The organism is Mycobacterium sp. Aquia_216, from assembly GCF_026723865.1.
In the GTDB taxonomy this organism is placed as follows: domain Bacteria; phylum Actinomycetota; class Actinomycetes; order Mycobacteriales; family Mycobacteriaceae; genus Mycobacterium.
This window is the reverse complement of sequence record NZ_CP113529.1, coordinates 5,184,076-5,200,987: the sequence shown is the minus strand read 5'-3', so window position 1 is coordinate 5,200,987 and position 16,912 is coordinate 5,184,076. Positions and strand designations below refer to the sequence as shown.

General features: G+C 66.3%; 14 protein-coding genes. 6 read left to right on the top strand and 8 right to left on the bottom strand.

Annotated features, from left to right (window positions below; all coding sequences use genetic code 11):
* Positions 1-76: 76 nt before the first annotated feature.
* Positions 77-1,630, bottom strand: a complete 1,554-nt coding sequence (metG, locus tag OK015_RS24220) for a methionine--tRNA ligase (RefSeq protein WP_268126835.1) — start codon at positions 1,628-1,630, stop codon at positions 77-79.
* An 18-nt stretch (positions 1,631-1,648) separates the two neighbouring features.
* Between metG and OK015_RS24215 the strand changes: the two genes are divergently transcribed.
* From OK015_RS24215 to OK015_RS24195, 5 genes are all read left to right on the top strand, one after another.
* The gene (locus OK015_RS24215; protein WP_268126834.1) at positions 1,649-2,509 is read left to right on the top strand and encodes a TatD family hydrolase; all 861 of its coding nucleotides are present in this window, start codon (positions 1,649-1,651) and stop codon (positions 2,507-2,509) included.
* A 182-nt stretch (positions 2,510-2,691) separates the two neighbouring features.
* Positions 2,692-3,780, top strand: coding sequence for a transglycosylase family protein (locus tag OK015_RS24210; RefSeq protein ID WP_442791155.1), 1,089 nt, complete (start codon positions 2,692-2,694; stop codon positions 3,778-3,780).
* On the top strand, positions 3,744-4,676 hold the full coding sequence (rsmA, locus tag OK015_RS24205) for a 16S rRNA (adenine(1518)-N(6)/adenine(1519)-N(6))-dimethyltransferase RsmA (RefSeq protein ID WP_268126830.1): 933 nt from the start codon (positions 3,744-3,746) through the stop codon (positions 4,674-4,676). Before OK015_RS24210 ends, rsmA begins: the two co-directional genes overlap by 37 nt.
* Positions 4,677-4,754: 78 nt before the next feature.
* Complete coding sequence (locus tag OK015_RS24200) at positions 4,755-5,708, top strand: 4-(cytidine 5'-diphospho)-2-C-methyl-D-erythritol kinase (RefSeq protein ID WP_268126827.1); 954 nt, start codon at positions 4,755-4,757, stop codon at positions 5,706-5,708.
* A 336-nt stretch (positions 5,709-6,044) separates the two neighbouring features.
* On the top strand, positions 6,045-7,682 hold the full coding sequence (locus tag OK015_RS24195) for a fatty acyl-AMP ligase (RefSeq protein WP_268126826.1): 1,638 nt from the start codon (positions 6,045-6,047) through the stop codon (positions 7,680-7,682).
* A gap of 12 nt (positions 7,683-7,694) precedes the next feature.
* Here OK015_RS24195 and pth read toward each other — a convergent pair whose 3' ends face one another.
* From pth to OK015_RS24175, 4 genes are all read right to left on the bottom strand, one after another.
* The gene (gene pth / locus OK015_RS24190; protein ID WP_268126824.1) at positions 7,695-8,270 is read right to left on the bottom strand and encodes an aminoacyl-tRNA hydrolase; all 576 of its coding nucleotides are present in this window, start codon (positions 8,268-8,270) and stop codon (positions 7,695-7,697) included.
* A 12-nt stretch (positions 8,271-8,282) separates the two neighbouring features.
* Entirely contained in the window at positions 8,283-8,939 is a 657-nt protein-coding gene (locus tag OK015_RS24185) for a 50S ribosomal protein L25/general stress protein Ctc (RefSeq protein ID WP_268126823.1), read from the bottom strand.
* Positions 8,940-9,281: 342 nt separating this feature from the next.
* Positions 9,282-10,151, bottom strand: a complete 870-nt coding sequence (locus OK015_RS24180) for an oxidoreductase (RefSeq protein ID WP_268126822.1) — start codon at positions 10,149-10,151, stop codon at positions 9,282-9,284.
* Between the two features lie 14 nt (positions 10,152-10,165).
* Positions 10,166-11,407, bottom strand: a complete 1,242-nt coding sequence (locus OK015_RS24175) for a cytochrome P450 (protein WP_268126820.1) — start codon at positions 11,405-11,407, stop codon at positions 10,166-10,168.
* A 139-nt stretch (positions 11,408-11,546) separates the two neighbouring features.
* On the opposite strand from OK015_RS24175, the gene OK015_RS24170 reads away from it, so the two are divergent.
* On the top strand, positions 11,547-14,858 hold the full coding sequence (locus tag OK015_RS24170; protein WP_268133043.1) for a helix-turn-helix transcriptional regulator: 3,312 nt from the start codon (positions 11,547-11,549) through the stop codon (positions 14,856-14,858).
* On the opposite strand, the gene OK015_RS24165 is transcribed toward OK015_RS24170, so the two are convergent.
* The 3 genes from OK015_RS24165 to OK015_RS24155 are packed head-to-tail and all read right to left on the bottom strand — an operon-like array spanning position 14,859 to position 16,834.
* Positions 14,859-15,500: an LpqN/LpqT family lipoprotein gene (locus OK015_RS24165; protein WP_268126818.1), complete on the bottom strand. Its 642-nt coding sequence runs from the start codon at positions 15,498-15,500 to the stop codon at positions 14,859-14,861. It abuts the gene before it with no gap.
* The gene (gene arsC, locus OK015_RS24160; protein ID WP_268126815.1) at positions 15,497-15,853 is read right to left on the bottom strand and encodes an arsenate reductase (glutaredoxin); all 357 of its coding nucleotides are present in this window, start codon (positions 15,851-15,853) and stop codon (positions 15,497-15,499) included. Before arsC ends, OK015_RS24165 begins: the two co-directional genes overlap by 4 nt.
* The gene (locus OK015_RS24155) at positions 15,854-16,834 is read right to left on the bottom strand and encodes a ribose-phosphate diphosphokinase (protein ID WP_268126813.1); all 981 of its coding nucleotides are present in this window, start codon (positions 16,832-16,834) and stop codon (positions 15,854-15,856) included.
* Positions 16,835-16,912 lie beyond the last annotated feature (78 nt).

Genomic DNA, 16,912 nt, shown 5'->3' with positions numbered 1-16,912 from the left:
TGCCAGAGGTCATGTTGGCCCTATTTCCTAACGCACGCGCTGACGGCCGTTTGGTGTCACTTCTCTTGGTTTCCGCTCACTCGACTTCGGTAGTCGGCTGGTATCGGGGGAACACGCCCGTGGGCGGCGGCAGCACCGAGCCAGGGATTAGCCGCGCAGCGATCGCGGTAAACGTTCGTTGGTCGTCGGGCTGTCCGAGCAGGTCCAGGAGCTTGCCGGCCGACTCCGGCATGACCGGCGCAACCAGCAGCGCCGCGATGCGGACCGCCTCGCAGGTCGTGTACAGCACGGTGCGGAACCGCACCTGGTCCGCCTCGGATCCGCTCTTGCGCAACACCCACGGCTGCTGGGCCGAAAAGTACTTGTTGGCCTCGCCCAGCATCAGCCAGATCGCTTCCAGCGCCAGGTGCATCGCCTGCTGGTCGAAGCTGGTGCGCACCCGCTCCAGCAAGGCGTCGGCGGTCTTGAGCAGCTCGGAGTCGGCGGCGGTGAACTCACCGGGTTGGGGCATCACCCCGTCGAGGTTCTTGGCGATCATCGACAACGACCGTTGCGCCAGATTCCCCAACTCGTTGGCCAGATCGGTGTTGATCCGGTTGATGATGGCCTCTTCGCTGTAGCTGCCGTCCTGGCCGAAGGGCACCTCGCGCAGCAGGAAATAGCGCAGCTGGTCCACGCCGAACGCGTCCGCCAGTGCCACCGGATCGATGGTGTTGCCCACCGACTTACTCATCTTCTCGCCGCGGTTGTGCAAGAAGCCGTGTGCGAAAACCCTTCGCGGCAGCTCGATCCCGGCTGACATCAAAAACGCCGGCCAGTAGACCGCGTGGAACCTGATGATGTCCTTGCCGATCATGTGCAGATCGGCGGGCCAGTAGCGGAACAACTCCGAGTCCGTATCGGGGAACCCGGCGCCGGTGAGGTAGTTGGTCAGCGCGTCGACCCACACGTACATGACGTGGTCGGGATGACCCGGCACCCCAACGCCCCAGTCGAACGTGGTTCGCGAAATCGAGAAATCGGTCAGTCCACCGGAGACGAAGCTGACCACCTCGTTGCGGCGTACCTCGGGCCCGATGAAGTCGGGGTTGGCGTCGTAGTGAGCCAGCAGCTTGTCGGCGTACGCCGAGAGCCGGAAGAAGTACGTCTGCTCCTTTTCGCTCCAGGTCACCGGCGCACCGGTTTCGGTGGCAATGCGGGTGCCGTCGAGCACCTCGGTTTCCGAGTCGCTGAAGTACCGCTCGTCGCGCACCGAGTACCAGCCGGAGTAGGTGGCCAGATAGATATCTCCGGCCGCCTCCATGCGCCGCCAGATCTCCTTGGACGCCTCGTGGTGGTCGGGGTCGGTGGTGCGGATAAAGCGATCGAACGAGATGTTCAGCGCTTCCTGCATGCGCTGGAACACATCGGAATTGCGTCGGGCCAGCTCGGCGGTCGGCACCCCCGCGGCCGCCGCGGTCTCGGCGACCTTCTGGCCGTGCTCGTCCGTACCGGTCAGGAAGCGCACGTCGAAACCGTCGAGCCGCTTGAATCGGGCGATCGCGTCGGTGGCGATGTATTCGTACGCATGACCGACGTGCGGCGCACCGTTTGGATACGCGATCGCAGTGGTGACGTAATAGGGCCTCATCGAGATTCACCCTATTGTGTGCGCGTGAGCTCCAGCCGACCTGGTAAACGAGAAGCCCCGCCCGCCCCGGAACCGCTGTCGCCCCTCATCGACGCCCACACCCACCTCGACGCATGCGGCGCCCACGACGCCGAAGGGGTGGTGGCGATCGTCGAGCGCGCCGCGGCGGTCGGAGTGGGCGCGGTCGTCACGATCGCCGACGATCTGGATTCGGCGCGCTGGGTCACCCGGGCCGCCGATTGGGACCCGCGCGTGTACGCCGCGGTGGCGTTGCACCCGACGCGCGCGGACGCCCTCGACGGTGAGGCTCGGGCGGAGATCGAGCGGCTGGTGGCCCACCCCCGAGTGGTGGCCGTCGGGGAGACGGGCATGGATCTCTACTGGCCCGGTCGGCTGGACGGCTGCGCCGCGCCCGAGGTGCAGCGGGAGGCCTTCGCATGGCATATCGACCTGGCCAAGCGGTGCGGCAAACCGCTGATGATTCATAACCGGGAAGCCGACGCCGCGGTGCTCGACGTGCTGGCGGCCGAGGGCGCACCCGAGGTCGTCATCTTCCACTGCTTTTCGTCCGACAGCGCAATGGCCCGCCGCTGCGTCGACGCGGGCTGGTTCGTCAGCCTGTCCGGGACGGTGAGCTTCCGCAATGCTCGCGCCCTGCGCGAAGCCGTGCCGCTAATACCCGCCGACCAGCTGCTGGTGGAAACGGACGCGCCCTTCTTGACGCCGCATCCCTACCGTGGCGCGCCGAACGAGCCGTACTGCCTTCCTTATACTGTTCGAGCGATCGCTGAACTCGTCGATCGTCCGGCAGAAGAATTGGCGCGCAGCACTACTGGCAATGCCCGGCGCGTCTACGGACTGGGCGCCCTGACCGGGTGATTTCCATAACACCTTCGTGCCGGAGTTGCCCAACATTGACCAGTTCGTTACCGTCTTGTGATCGAATCGTCCGTTTATTGCACTGCTGTCGAATGCTGCTGGATAGGTCGTTAAGTGGTTGTTGAGGTCGGGGTAGACGCGCGTTGACTGTATTGAGAAGGCTTGATCAGAACCCATCGCCGATGTTGCGGCTGGTCGCGGGAGGGCTGCTTTTAGTACTCGCCTTTGCCGGCGGTTTCGCGGTCTCGGTCTCCAAGACGGTGACCTTGACCGTCGACGGCATCGCGATGCGGGTGACGACGATGAAGTCGCGAGTCATCGACATCGTCGAAGAGAACGGCTACTTCGTCGACCAGCGCGACGATCTGTACCCCGCCGCCGATGTCCAGATTCACAACGCCGACAAGATCGTGCTGCGGCGCAGCAGGCCCCTGGAGATCTCGCTGGACGGCCACGACACCAAGCAGGTGTGGACGACGGCATCCACCGTCGACGAGGCGCTGGCTCAGCTGGCGATGACCGACACCGCTCCCGCCGCTGCGTCGCGTGGCAGCCGGGTTCCGCTGGCCGGAATGGCCCTGCCGGTCGTCAGCGCCAAGACCGTTCAGATCAACGACGGCGGCACGATCCGTACGGTGCACCTGCCGGCGCCCAACGTCGCGGGGTTGCTGAATGCCGCCGGTGTACCGCTGCAAGACAGCGACCAGGTGACGCCCGCGGCGGCCTCGCCGATCGTCGACGGTATGCAGATCCAGGTGACGCGTAACCGCATCACCAAGGTCACCGAGCGAATCCCGTTGGCACCCAACGCGCACCGGGTCGAAGACCCCGACATGAACATGAGCCGCCAGGTTGTCGAAGACCCGGGTAGTCCGGGCACCCAGGACGTGACCTATGCGGTGGCCACGGTCAACGGCGTGGAGACCGGTCGGCTGCCGATCGCCAACATCGTGATCGCGCCGGCCCGCGACTCCGTGGTGCGGGTGGGCACCAAGCCCGGTACCGAGGTGCCACCGGTGACCGACGGATCCATCTGGGATGCCATCGCGGGCTGCGAGGCCGGCGGCAACTGGGCGATCAACACCGGTAACGGCTATTACGGCGGCGTGCAATTCGACCAAAGCACCTGGGAGCGCAACGGCGGGTTGCGGTTTGCCGCCCGCGCCGACCTCGCCAGCCGAGACGAGCAGATCACCGTCGCCGAGGTGACCAGGGAGCGCCAGGGGTGGGGCGCGTGGCCAGTGTGCAGCGGAAGAGCTGGTGCGCGCTGACGATCCAGCTGCTCGGACGCACCGATATCAGGCGGCTGGCCAAAGAACTTGAGTTTCGGCCACGAAAATCGTTGGGCCAGAATTTCGTTCACGATGCCAACACGGTCCGGCGGATAGTTTCGACCTCCGGAATCGGTCGCACCGACCACGTCCTGGAGGTCGGCCCGGGCCTCGGCTCGCTCACGCTGGCACTGCTCGACCGCGGCGCCACGGTCACCGCCGTCGAAATCGACCCGGTGCTGGCCGACCGGCTGCCGCAAACCGTCGGCGAGCATTCGCATAGCGAGATCCAACGGCTGACGGTGCTGAATCGTGACGTGCTGAACCTGCGGCGCGACGAGCTGGCTTTCGAACATGGCCAAGCGCCGACCGCGGTCGTCGCCAATCTGCCCTACAACGTCGCGGTTCCGGCGCTGCTGCATCTGCTTGCCGAATTTCCGTCCATCCAGGTCATGACCGTGATGGTGCAGGCGGAGGTCGCCGAGCGCCTCGCCGCCGAACCGGGTGGCAAGGAGTACGGCGTACCCAGCGTCAAAGTCCGCTTCTTCGGGCGGGTCCGTCGGTGCGGCATGGTTTCGCCGACCGTGTTCTGGCCGGTGCCCCGCGTCTATTCCGGGCTGGTTCGCATCGACCGGTACGACACCGCGCCGTGGCCAACCGATGACGTGTTCCGGCGGCAAGTGTTCGAACTGGTCGATATCGCCTTCGCGCAACGGCGCAAGACGTCTCGCAACGCCTTCCTGCAGTGGGCGGGCTCGGGCAACGAGTCGGCAAATCGATTACTGGCGGCCAGCATCGATCCCGCCCGACGCGGTGAGACGCTGTCCGTCGACGACTTCGTGCGACTGTTGCGCCGTTCCGGCGACCCGGCACAACCGCAGGCTTCCGGCAACTGACCCCGGCGCCGCTGCGTGTGGTTGGCTCCCCGCAGCGATAGTCTGCTGCGGTGGCGGAGGCTGGCTGGGTGACCGAGGATGTCTGACGGCAACACCGCTGCGCAGTGGGTGCCCACCGGGTCCATCACGGTTCGGGTGCCCGGAAAGGTCAACCTGTACCTCGCGGTCGGCGACCGCCGCGACGACGGTTACCACGAGCTGACGACCGTGTTTCAGGCCGTCTCGCTGCTCGACGAGGTGACGGTGCGCAATGCCGACGTCTTGTCGCTCGAACTCGTCGGCGAAGGTGCCGACACGCTGCCCACCGACGAACGCAATCTGGCGTGGCAGGCCGCCGAGCTGATGGCCGAACACGTCGGCCGGGCGCCCGACGTCTCGATCATGATCGACAAATCCATTCCGGTGGCCGGCGGTATGGCGGGTGGCAGCGCCGACGCGGCGGCCGTGCTGGTCGCGATCAACTCGCTGTGGGAACTCAACGTGCCCCGCCGGGATCTGCGCATGCTGGCCGCGCGGTTGGGCAGCGACGTGCCCTTCGCACTGCACGGTGGCACCGCGCTGGGCACCGGGCGCGGCGAGGAGTTGGCCACCGTGTTGTCCCGGAACACCTTCCACTGGGTGCTGGCCTTCGCCGACGGCGAGCTGCTCACCCCGGCGGTGTTCGGCGAGCTCGACCGGCTCAGGGATGCGGGAGACCCGCCGCGGCTCGCCGAGCCCGGGCCGGTGCTGGCCGCATTGGCCGCGGGCGATCCGCAGCAGCTGGCGGCGCTGCTGGGCAACGAATTGCAAGCCGCCGCGGTCAGCCTGAATCCGGGGCTGCGGCGCACCCTGCGGGCCGGTCAAGAAGCGGGCGCGCTGGCCGGCGTCGTCTCCGGCTCGGGGCCGACGTGTGCATTTTTGTGCACGTCAGCGATCTCGGCGGTCGACGTCGGCACGCAGCTGTCGGGAGCCGGCGTCTGCCGGACGGTGCGGGTCGCGAGCGGTCCGGTGCCCGGCGCGCGCGTGGTCCCGACACCGATGACCGAAGGTTGAATGAACTGTGAAATCCACCTCAAAATGCCGAATAGTTGGGTTGTTACTTAAGAGGAGCTTAAGATAGCTCGCGGTGACAATTATTGATCAGGAAAAGCACTCGGCTTGGCCGTCCGCCGGCAACTGCGGTGGACGGCCAATTCGTCGACGCCGGCCGGATGTCACGGCCCGTGCCCAAGCTGATCGGGCAACCGGACACGGGGTTGCTGGTTTATCACAATTTCGAGATCTAACCGCTTCCCAATTGTGCTCGCGCGCCTGCTGCAAAGTTTTGCCGAGCGCGCGGAACATGAAAAACCGGGTGTTGGGGATAGCGCCGGAGCCGAGGAGGTTTGCGTGAGCAGGTTTACCGAGAAGATGTTCCACAACGCCCGCATTTCGAAGAAGGGCATGGTTACCGGTGATCCGCACGCGCCCGTCCGCCACACCTGGGGCGAGGTTCACGAGCGTGCCCGCTGCATCGCGGGCGGCTTGGCCGCCGCGGGCATCGGCCTCGGCGACGCCGTCGGCGTGCTCGCCGGCTTCCCGGTAGAGATCGCCCCGACCGCGCAGGGCCTGTGGATGCGCGGAGCCAGCCTGACCATGCTCCACCAGCCCACCCCGCGGACGGACCTGGCCGTGTGGGCTGAGGACACGATGAACGTCATCGGCATGATCGAGGCCGACGTGGTGATCGTCTCCGAGCCCTTCCTGGTCGCCATCCCGGTACTGGAGGAGAAGGGCATCAACGTCCTGACCGTCACCGACCTGCTGGCGTCGGAGCCGATCGACCCGATCGAGGTCGGCGAAGACGATCTCGCGCTGATGCAGCTGACGTCCGGATCGACCGGCTCGCCGAAGGCCGTCCAGATCACCCACCGCAACATCTACTCCAACGCCGAGGCGATGTTCATCGGCGCGCAGTACGACATCGACAACGACGTGATGGTCAGCTGGCTGCCCTGCTTCCACGACATGGGCATGGTCGGCTTCCTCACCATCCCGATGTACTTCGGCGCGGAGCTGGTCAAGGTCACCCCGATGGACTTCCTGCGTGACGCGCTGCTGTGGGCCAAGCTGATCGACAAGTACAAGGGCACCATGACCGCGGCGCCCAACTTCGCGTACGCGCTGCTGGCCAAGCGGCTGCGCCGCCAGGCCAAGCCCGGCGACTTCGACCTGTCGACGCTGCGGTTCGCGCTGTCCGGCGCCGAGCCCGTCGAGCCCGCCGACGTCGAGGACCTGCTGGACGCTGGAAAGCCGTTCGGCCTGAGGTCATCGGCGATTCTGCCGGCCTACGGCATGGCCGAGACGACGCTGGCCGTGTCGTTCTCGGAGTGCAACGCCGGTTTGGTCGTCGACGAGGTGGACGCCGATCTGCTGGCCGCCCTGCGCCGGGCCGTGCCCGCGACCAAGGGCAACACCCGCCGGCTGGCCACCCTCGGCCCGCTGCTGAAGGATCTCGAGGCGCGCATCATCGACGAGCAGGGCAATGTGATGCCACCGCGCGGCGTCGGCGTCATCGAGCTGCGCGGCGAGTCGCTGACGCCTGGCTACCTGACCATGGGCGGCTTCATCTCGGCCCAGGACGAGCACGGCTGGTACGACACCGGCGACCTCGGCTACATCAACGAAGACGGCCACATCGTGGTCTGCGGCCGCGTCAAGGACGTCATCATCATGGCGGGCCGCAACATCTATCCGACCGACATCGAGCGGGCCGCTTGCCGGGTCGACGGGGTCCGCCCCGGTTGCGCCGTGGCGGTCCGCCTGGACGCCGGCCACTCCCGCGAGACGTTCGCCGTGGCGGTCGAGTCCAACGCCTTCCAGGACCCGGCCGCGGTGCGCCGGATGGAGCACGAGGTCGCCCGCGAGGTGCTCAAAGAGGTCGACATGCGGCCCCGCAACGTTGTGGTGCTCGGTCCCGGGACCATCCCCAAGACGCCGTCGGGCAAGCTGCGCCGGTCCAACTCCGTCACCCTGGTCACCGGCTAGCGGACGCCGCCACTACCAGGCGTGGACGCGGTTCTGCGCGGGCTCTAGCCCCAGTTCGATCAGCAGCTCGGTGGCGTCGGCCGCCTGCTCACAGATCGTAGGAATCTCGGGGCGCTCACTGGCGGTGAAGCTCTCCAGCACGAACGCCGCCGGGTCTTTGCGCCCGGGCGGACGCCCGATGCCGACGCGCACCCGCTGAAAGTCTTTGGTGCCCAGCGCCGAAGCCACCGAGCGCAGCCCGTTGTGGCCGCCTTCGCCGCCGCCGATCTTGAGCCGGATGCGACCGAAGTCGAGGTCGAGTTCGTCGTGGACGACGATGATGTCGGCGGGCGCCACGGAGTAGAACTTCGCCAGCGGGCCGACCTGGCGGCCGGACTCGTTCATGTAGCAGCGCGGCTTGGCGACCAACACCGAGTGCCCGGCGAGCCGACCGTTGACCACTTCAGCGCCGGAACGCTTGTGCACCTTGAACTTCGAGCCCACCCGGGCGGCGAGCAGGTCGGCAACCATGAACCCGAGGTTGTGCCGGGTACGGGCGTAGTTGTCCCCGGGATTGCCCAGGCCGACCACCAAAAGCGGTTCGGCCACGTCGTCGGCCGCCTACTCGGACTCGTCTTCGGCGGCCTGGTCGTCGCCGGCCCCGTCGGCTGCTTCCTCGCCCTCGGCGGCCTCGCCGGAACCCTCTTCCTCGAGGTCTTCGGCGGTCGGTGCGTTCACCACGTTGACCACCAGCGTGTCCGGGTCGGAAACCAGGGTGACCCCCGACGGCAGCGTGATCTGTCCGGCCGTGAACTGGGTGCCGGGTGCGGCGCCCTCGACCGACACCGTCAACTGTTCGGGAATCGACAAGGCCTCGGCCTCGATCTCGATGGTGCTGGTCTCCTGGGTGACCAGGGTGTCAGGCCCGGCCTCGCCCTCGATCACGACGTTGACCTCGACGTTGACCTTCTCGCCGCGACGCACGACCAGCAGGTCGGCGTGCTGAATGGTGCGGCGGATCGGGTGGATATCGAGCACTTTGGTCAGCGCGAACTGCTCTTTACCGGCGATATCGAGGGTCAGCACGGCGTTCGTGCCGGCGTGCCTGAGCACAGCCGCGAAGTCGCGCCCGGGCAACTCGAGGTGCTGCGGGTCGGCGCCGTGGCCGTAGAGGACGGCGGGAATCCTGCCCTCGCGCCGGGCACGCCGGGACGCGCCCTTGCCGGTCTCGGCCCGCACCGTGGCGGTGATTTGGTTGGTTACGGCTTTTGTAGCCATCGTGTCGCTCCTGTGTGCTGAAGTACCCGGGTCTCAAGGCACGGCGAGGTTCGCGACATATGTCGGTCGCCGTCGATAACGGTGCTGGCTAGACGCCTGCCACCCTCGCCGTGACGCCCGGCAAGGTTAGCGCATCGGCACCTCGGAGCGGAAATTTGGAATCCGCTCGCGACCAGTGAACGTCACATCGGCCCCACTGGTGTCTGGTCGCGGGGACGTTCGACGTGCCCGCCTCCGACGACAAGACCGGATGGTGGCGCACCGGAAGCCCACTTGTCGCTCAGAGGTGGGCAAAACGCCGGCCGATCCCAGCGGAGGCCGGTGTGGCACCGGTGGCCAGCCTTAAAGCGGAAATTTAGTGCCGGTGAGCTCCTCGGATAGGTCCCAGAGCGCGGTGGCGGTGGTTGGATCTTGTGCCCGCCGACTGCGACTGACGGGCTGCGTTCGGCCGATCCAGCCGAATTTGGGACCGATGAACGTGTCGCCCGGCAGGTCCTGCGACGCGGCGTACAGCGTTTGCTGCCCCCCGAAGTCTGCGCTGGTGGCGACCACCCGGGTGGCGGCCGACATCAGCGCGTCGCCCACTTTGCGACCTGTCGCACCCTGCAGGTTGGTGTGCGAGTAGCCGGGGTGGGCGGCCACCGCACGCAGCGGCGAGCCGGCCAACCTGAGGCGTCGCTGCAGTTCACTGGTGAACAGCAGGTTGGCCAGCTTCGACTGGCTGTAAGCCAGCCAGGCCGAGTATCGCCGCGTCTTCCAGTTGATGTCGTCGAAATCGATCCGACCGGGCCAGTGCGCGAACGACGACAGCGTCACCACCCGGTCGGTGAGCTTGGGTAGCAACAGGTTGGTCAGCGCGAAATGGCCGAAGTGGTTGGTGCCGATCTGGCTCTCGAAGCCGTCGGCGGTCAGCGCGAAGGGGGCGGCCATGATGCCGGCGTTGTTGATCAGCAGGTCGGCGCCGACGATCCGGTCGGCGAATTGGTGTACCGACGACAGGTCCTGCAGATCCAGCTGGCGCACCTCGACGTCCCCGGACATCTTCGCGGCGGCGGCCTCACCCTTGCTCGGGGTGCGCACGGCCAGGATGACGTTGGCGCCGACGCGGGCCAACTCACGGGCGGTGATGGCTCCCAGCCCACTGTTGGCGCCGGTGATGATCACGGTGCGCCCGGCGAACGACGGCAGATCGGCGGCGGTCCAGTCGGTCATGCCCCTAGTGTCTCCTAGTTCCCCGGGTCGAACTCCAGTGGCACGCGCAGCGGTCCGGTAATCCCGGCCATGCCTTTCCACGGGCTCGGTCCCGTCGGGCGCGCGTTGGGCATGCGTCGGGTGATAACCCGAAGAGCCTCAGTCAGTTCCAGCCGCGCCAGGTGGGCGCCCAGGCAATAGTGCACGCCGCCACCGAAGTTCAGGATGGGGGCCGCGTTCTGACGGGTGATGTCGAGCCGGTCCGGGTCGTCGTAAACGCACGCATCGCGGTTTGCCGAGGCGGTGTTGGCAGCCACCAGAGTCCCGGCCGGGATGCGGATACCGTCCAGATCGATGTCTTCGGCGGCCCGCCGAACGGTGCTGAAAACGATGGGGCAGTACCGCATTAGCTCCTGGACCGCGTTGGGCACCAATTCCGGTTGCCGGGCGACCAGCGCCCATTGGTCGGGGTGGGTGCAGAGCACGCCTATCGCCGCGGCCAGCTGGTTGCGGGTGGTGTCGGTGCCGGCGCCGAGCAGGGTGCCGCAGAGCATGATCAGTTCGTCGTGGGTGAGGCGGTCGCCTGGAACAGCCGGGTCTTCGGCGCGGATCAGATCGGAGATCAGATCGTCGGTCAAGTTCTCTCGGCGGTGGTCGATCAGGTCTTCGAGGTAGGCGTCGAGTTCGTTCCATGCGGCCAGAATCAGCGGCTCGTCCGCGGCGATGTTCCATTCGAAGATTTTCTTGATGTCGTTGACCCAGTCGGAGAACAGCTGCCAATCCTTGGCCGACGCGCCCAGCAGCGCGCAGATGACCGGAGTCGGGTAGCCCTGGGCGATGTCGGAGACGATGTCGCAATGCCCCGTCTTGGTGAACGGGTCCACCAGCGAATCGATGATCTCGGCGGCGAGGGTTCGCAGTCGTTCGGCGGCACGAGGCGCGAAGGCCTTGGACACCAGCCGGCGCAGGCGCTGATGCGCGGCGCCGTCGAGGCCCAGGATGTTGGCGGTCGCGCGGTCCCACAGCGGGCCCGAAGTGACGCCCTGTGCGTCGAGTCCGAGGCCCTGCGCGGTGACGAACCGGTGGTCGCGCAGCACCGTGCGGACCAGCTTGTAGCTCAGCACCTCGGGTCCGTAGCGGCCGATCGCGATGGGGGCCTGCCTTCGGGCGTCGGCCAGGATGCGGTGTGCCTCCTCGGGATCGGCGAGGTGGTCGTAGGCGATGGCGGGCAATCCCGCGTCAAAAACGCTCGGGCAGTTGTTGATGAGGGCGGTCATGGCAGTCGACTATCCGGCGACGGGAAACGAAGACCATCCGCCACAGCGCGTAGATCTACGCGCGGCATGTCGTAATTGCGTTGGCTCGATAGTAGTCATCTACGCGTTCTGGCCGATGTTTTGCCTCGACTGCGTCGCCATGCTGGCTAATATGAGCCAGAATGCGGAAATACCGTCGCTAACCTGGAGCGATTTGGGCGTGAGCGAGTTGCTGCCGACCGGAACGGTGACATTGCTACTGGCCGATGTCGAGGGTTCGACGCGACTGTGGGAAGCCGAGCCCGAGAAGATGACGGCCGCGCTCGCGCAACTGAATCGCACCGTGAACGAAACCGTCGGTGCGTACGACGGCGTGCGCCCGGTGGAGCAAGGCGAGGGCGACAGCTTCGTGGCCGCGTTCGCCCGGGCCAGCGACGCCGTCGCGTGCGCGTTGCTGTTGCAGCGCGCCCCACTGGCGCCGATCCGGCTGCGTATCGGTATACACACCGGCGAGATCCAGCTGCGCGACGACGCAAATTACGCCGGACCCACGATCAACCGCACCGCACGGCTGCGCGATCTGGGCCACGGGGGACAGACGGTGTTGTCGGGGGTGACCGAATCGCTGGTGGTGGATCGGCTACCCGATGGAGCGTGGCTCACCGATCTGGGCAGCTATCCGCTGCGCGATCTGCCGCGCCCGGAGCGGGTAGTGCAGCTATGTCACCCGGATTTGCGCAACGACTTTCCGCCGCTCCGCGCGACGAATGACGTTGTCAGTTCCCGTCTTCCGGTCCAGTTGACCAGCTTCGTGGGCCGTGATGCTCAGATCAGCGACATCGGGCAGATCTTGAAAGACAACAGGCTGGTGACTCTGACCGGCGCGGGCGGCGTCGGGAAGACACGCTTGGCAATTCAGGTCGCCGACGAAATAGCAGCCGAATTCGGCGGCGGAGTCTGGTTCGTCGATCTGGCGCCGGTCACCAATCCCGTTGTCGTGCCCGTTGCCCTGGCCCGCACTTTGGGCCTGGCCGACCAACCGGGCCGTTCCACCATGGAGACGGTGTCGAGGTTTGTCAGGAACCGAAAGATGTTGCTGCTTCTCGACAATTGCGAGCATCTACTGGACGCGAGCGCGGCCCTGGTAGTGGCGCTGCTGGATGCCGGTCCGGACGTCACGTTTCTGGCTACCAGCCGCGAGCCGATCGGCATCGTCGGTGAGCTGACCTGGCGGGTCCCGTCGTTGTCGGTAGATGGCGAAGCCATCTCGTTGTTCGTCGACCGTGCCCGTCGCACGAAGCCGGATTTCCGCCTCACCGAGGATAATTCGTCCGCGATCGCGCAGATCTGCCGGCGCCTGGATGGTATGCCGCTGGCGATCGAGCTCGCCGCCGCGCGCACGCGCACCCTGTCGTTGACCCAGATCGTCGACGGCCTGCATCGCAACTTCCGGCTGCTCGCGGGCGGCGCGCGCACCGCGGTTCGCCGTCAGCAGACGCTGCGCGCGTCCATCGACTGGTCACACGCCATGCTCACCGAACCGGAACGCATCTTGTTCCGCCGCCTGGCGGTGTTCATGGGTGGCTTCGACCTCGACGCCGCGCACGCCGTCGGGGCTGACGGCGGCGTGGAGCAGTTTCAGCTCGTCGATCTGCTCGGGCTGCTCGTCGACAAGTCGCTGATCGTCGCCGAGGAGATCCAAGGCGCGATGCGGTACCGGCTGCTGGAGACCGTCCGCCAGTACGGTCTGGAAAAGCTCGCGGAATCAGGCGAAGCCGAGGCCGTGCGGACCCGCCACCGTGACCACTACACCGCCGCCGCGATGACGCTGGAATCGCAGACAGGCGGCGACGGGACACCGTTAGTCCCCTGGGCTGAACTCGAAATGGACAACCTCCGAGCGGCCCATGCGTGGAGTTGCGACGCCGCCGATTTCGACCCGGCTTTACGCCTCGTGTCGGCGTTGCAGCGATTGTGGGTGACCCGCGGGCGATTCCGGGAAGGCGTCGCCGGGATGGACGCCGTCTTCACCGACGAGCGCTACCGCGACGATCAGGTCGCTGCCGAAGTTTGGATACGAGCGGTGGCAGACTGCGGGCGGCTAGCGGTCTGGTGCTCCATGCAAGCCAGTCGGCAACGGGCAGAAGAAGCCCTGGCCGCGGCACGCGAACTCGACAACGCGGCACTGGTCGTGGACAGCATGATGACCTGCGGTCTGCTTGCGATAAACGAACCCGAGCTGGCAAGCCCGTATTTGGCCGAAGCGGTCGATTTAGCTCGCGCGGCGGGTGATTCCGTCGCTCTTTGCCAGGTGCGTGGCTACCAGTGCTTCATCGCGAGTGTCGCCGGAGATGCAACCGCTTCCGTCGCGGCCGGTGTGGAAGGGCGAGACCTTGCCGACGCGCTCGGCGATAGCTTTATGTCCCGGTACAGCCGGACGTTTCTCAGCGGCTCGCTGGTGTTGCAGGGCAACCTGGCGGAGGGTCTCTTGGTATCCCGTGCGCTGGTAGCGGAGGCGCGAGCCGCTCAGGACCGCCCGATGGAAGCATTCGGACTGATGACCTTGGCACAAGCGCTGGTATTCGGCGGCGATGCTGCCGCAGCGCGCGCCGCGGGCGAAGCCGCCCTCGAAATTGGGGCCGCTATGGGTGGTTTCCACGAGGACACCGCCTATGTGGCAGTGGCGAATGCAGAGCTGGCAAGGGGCAACACGGTGGCGGCCAAGGAAGCCTGCGAGGCGGCCTGGCGGCACACTACGGCGCTGAAGGAGCTATTCGTCAGAAGCGTCCTGCCCATGGCTGAGGCGGCGTTGGTGTGCGGGGATCTGGTCGCCGCGCGACGCTGGGCGGATGACACCGTCGCCTCGGTTCCCGGATCGCATCAGGTACGGGCGCTGACGGCGCGCGGTCGAGTCGCCGTCGCCCAAGGCGAACTGCAGCAGGCCGAACGCGACCTGCACGAAGCCGTCGAAGTTGCCGAGCGCACGGGCGGACACCTACATCTGCCCGACGCCCTCGAATGCCTTGCCGCACTGGCCGCCATCGTCAACCCTGAACACGCGGCGCGGCTGTTCGGTGCGGCCGAAGGCATCCGGCAGCGGCAAGGCAACGTGCGCTTCCTGGCCTTTCAAGCGAGCTACGATGCCTCGCTGTCTCAAGTACGAAAAACCCTGGGGCAGAATTCGTTCGAAAGCGCATGGTCGGAAGGGAATGCTCTGTCCACCTCCGAAGCCATCAGCTACGCGCGGCGGGGTCGCGGTGCACGCGGCCGCCCCGCCAGCGGCTGGGGATCACTTACACCCACCGAGCTCGAGGTGGTCCGCCTGGTCTCAGAAGGCTTGGGCAACAAGGACATAGGTCTGCGGCTTTTCATCTCACCGCGCACGGTGCAGACACATCTCACGCATGTGTACGCCAAGCTGGGGCTGACCTCCCGCGTGCGGCTGGTGCAGGAAGCCGGACGCCACGCCTGATTACTTCGCGGCGACGACGAATCCGTGGATGATCGTGTCGACGTCGGTCGACTGCGCGGCCGCCTGATCGGCCAGACCGGTGATGGTCAGCTGAACGAAGTACTTCTGCTTGGCCGGTGGTGATCCGGTGGGCAGGACGATCCGGTTCCAGCTGTGCAGCCGGGTGCCGTCGCTGTTGTTGTAGCTTCCCTGGAGCATCGACGACGGAAACCCGTTGAAGGGCGCCATCGAGGCATCCAATTGCTTGAAGTTCTCGAACAGTTGGGCATCGTCGTTGCCGTGCTTGATGACTTGCGCCGGGTCGAAGTCGCCGTTCAGCTTGAACACCACCAGCCTCGCCGTCGGATACTTGCCGCCCTTGGCCAGTATTAGCGTCTCCGGCGCGATGTGCGGATTGGTGAACGGCGCCCAGCCCGGAGGCGTCGGTATCGACACCGTCAGGTCGATCAAGGAGCTCGGCGCTACCTGCTTGCCGGTCACGCCGATGCTGTCCAGATACTGCGACAGGGGGACAGGCTTGTCGATCGTCGTGGTGGTCGCGGTCGTCGAACTCGTCGTCCAGACCGACTGGTAGTCGGGCGTTTTGGGCCCACAAGCAGCCGTCAGCGCGGCAATCGCGACAGCGGCCGCGAGCCGTCTCACAGAATCTCGCGGACCGCGTCGATCGGACGGGCCAGCCGGGTTCCCTTCGTCGTCACGACGAACGGGCGCTCGATCAGAATCGGGTGTTCTGCCATCGCGTCGAGCAGTTGATCGTCGGTCGCATCGGCCAGTCCCAGTTCGGTATACAGCGATTCACGCTTACGCACCGCGGTGCGCACGTCGATACCCGCGTCGCGAATGATCTTCACCAGCTCGGCCCGGGACGGCGGGATCTTCAGGTACTGAACGACGGTGGGTTCTAAACCGTTGTCCCGCAACAAGTCCAGCGTCTTGCGTGACGTGCTGCACTTTGGGTTGTGGTAGATGACGGCTTCGGCTGGCTTGGCAGCCATCTAGGCGTCTCCGTCGAATAGCCCTGTGACAGAGCCATTTTCGAATACGGCACGGATGGTGCTGGCCAGCAGCGGTGCGATCGACAACACCGTGAGCTGAGGGAAACGCTTCTCCTCGCCGATCGGCAGCGTGTTCGTGACGATGACCTCGCGGGCGCCGCAGGAGGCGAGCCGCTCGGCGGCCGGCTCCGACAGCACACCGTGGGTTGCCGCGACGATCACGTCACTGGCGCCGTCCTCGCGCAACAGGTTGACGGCGCCGGCAATCGTGCCGCCGGTGTCGATCATGTCGTCGATCAGCACGCAGGTGCGGCCTTCGACTTCACCGACCACGCGGTTGGAAACGACCTGGTTGGGCACCCGCGGGTCACGGGTCTTGTGAATGAAGGCCAGCGGGACCCCACCCAGCGAGTCGGCCCACTTCTCGGCGATGCGCACCCGGCCGGAGTCGGGGGAGACCACGACCATGTTGTCGTCCGGATAGTTGTCCTTGATGTAGGTCGTCAGCAGGGTCTGGCCGCGCATGTGGTCGACGGGGCCGTCGAAGAAACCCTGAATCTGATCGGTGTGCAGGTCGACGGTCACGATCCGGTCCGCTCCCGCGGTCTTGAGGAGATCGGCAACCAGCCGTGCCGAGATCGGCTCGCGGCCGCGATGCTTCTTGTCCTGGCGGGCGTACGGATAGAACGGCATGACGGCGGTGATCCGCTTGGCGCTGCCTCGCTTCAGCGCGTCGATCATGATCAGCGCTTCCATCAGCCAGTTGTTCACCGGGTCCGGACAGGACTGCAGGACGAACGCGTCGCACCCGCGCACCGATTCGTCGAAGCGAACAAAGATCTCGCCGTTGGCGAACTCCCGCGCGGTTTGCGCGGTGACGTGAACGTCGAGTTCCTTGGCGACCTGCTCGGCCAGCTCGGGGTGCGCCCGGCCGGAGAACAGCATCAAATTTTTGCGGTTATCGGTCCAGTCGTGGCTCACCGTGCTGCCCTCGCCGTATCGGGGTCGAGATTGGAAATGGAGAAGATGCCCATCGTACGTAGCGAATGGTACGGAACG